At 52.1% G+C, this 1,307-nt stretch carries 1 protein-coding gene; it reads right to left on the bottom strand.

The features are described from left to right. Positions 1–1,292 (bottom strand): IS4 family transposase (locus K7X24_RS21860; RefSeq protein WP_224558270.1); only part of this gene is annotated, 1,292 nt, incomplete at its 3' end. Between the last annotated feature and the right edge of the window lie 15 nt (positions 1,293–1,307).

Below are 1,307 nucleotides of genomic sequence, written 5' to 3'. Positions count from 1 at the left end.
GCGTAGCGTTGCGGCTTCTTTTTTACCGCTCTTGGGTAGTGTCTCACCCTCCGCACCGGCAGAACAAAACTCTCTGCCATTTCCAGTATCTCATTTATTATCTTCGGGATTTTTCCCGGTGCTACCGCTGGCAACAGACTCAGCTGCGCCGTCAGATAAAGACTTGCCTGCTTAAAACCTATCTGATAAGGCTCAACACCTTTCAGGCTGTAGGCCATCTGCGCCATCATAAAACGCAGCAGGTTATACGCCAGCACGACTCCCCACAGTTCCTGCTCCACCAGTTCTGGTTTCCGGCTTCTTAACGTCAGTTCGTTATTCAGAAGGTGCTGTTTCATTTCCCTGAACCCATGCTCTATTTCCCAGCGATGACTGTACAAGTCCACGATATCCGCTTTGGGGTACCTGAGCGGATCGCTCATTGATGTCAGAACGCGAACTATTTTCCCGTTAACCTCTTTGCTGACCAGCCTCGCCGTCAGGATTTTAGGGACGCCATCCCATTTACGCATCGCCTGTGGCGACACGTGCAGCTCAACTATTTCATCCCCCTTACCCTGCTTTTGTATTACCTGATACTGCGTCTCTTTTTTGAGCGGGATTAGCCAGTGCTTTTCCTCACCCGATGACTGCCAGTGGTGCAGTAGCCCCAGGGCGTAAAACCCCTTATCCATGAGTGTCAGCGTATGTTCCGGGGTTTGTTCTGCCAGCTGTGCGGCAAGATCAACTTCGCTGATTGCCGATACGCTACCGAAGGCAGTTCCTGTCAGTAGATGGCTGGTGACTTCCATCTGGCAGACCATGCGAACCTGAGGCCATTCAGAGCGAGAGCTGGCATTCGCCGTTCGACCGAAGGCAGCATCATTTTCAGGCGTATCCGGCGTTCGCCACAGAGTGCCATCTATCGCCATCAGGGTAAGTCCGTTCCAGTGTGATAGCGGCGTTTTTTCAAACCAGAGCTGGCGCGTTTTTTCGAATACCCGCCGGATGACGTCAGCCCCCAGCCGCTGACGAGCCTGAACGACCGCACTGGGAACAACAAAGGGACGTTTACCCGGAAGCAGGATATCGAGGTGCGAAACCAGCTGATTCATGGACAACGAGCGGAACAATGTCATTCCGGCAACCGCCCAGACCATCATTTCCATTGGAAGCCGACGCTTACGGAGGGTGACGGTGCCGGTATCAGCAAGGCATTCATCGATAAGTTCAGGTGACAGAAGGTCAGAAAGCGCAGAAAACTCTTTCGGAGTGAATTTATGAACGGTATTTAGAGCCTGACTGAGAAGCATAAAAAAATCCGTAAT

This window comes from Pectobacterium versatile, from assembly GCF_020166435.1.
Taxonomy (GTDB): Bacteria; Pseudomonadota; Gammaproteobacteria; order Enterobacterales; family Enterobacteriaceae; genus Pectobacterium; species Pectobacterium versatile.
Note: the sequence above shows the minus strand (reverse complement) of the source record. Positions and strands in the feature narration are given on the sequence as shown.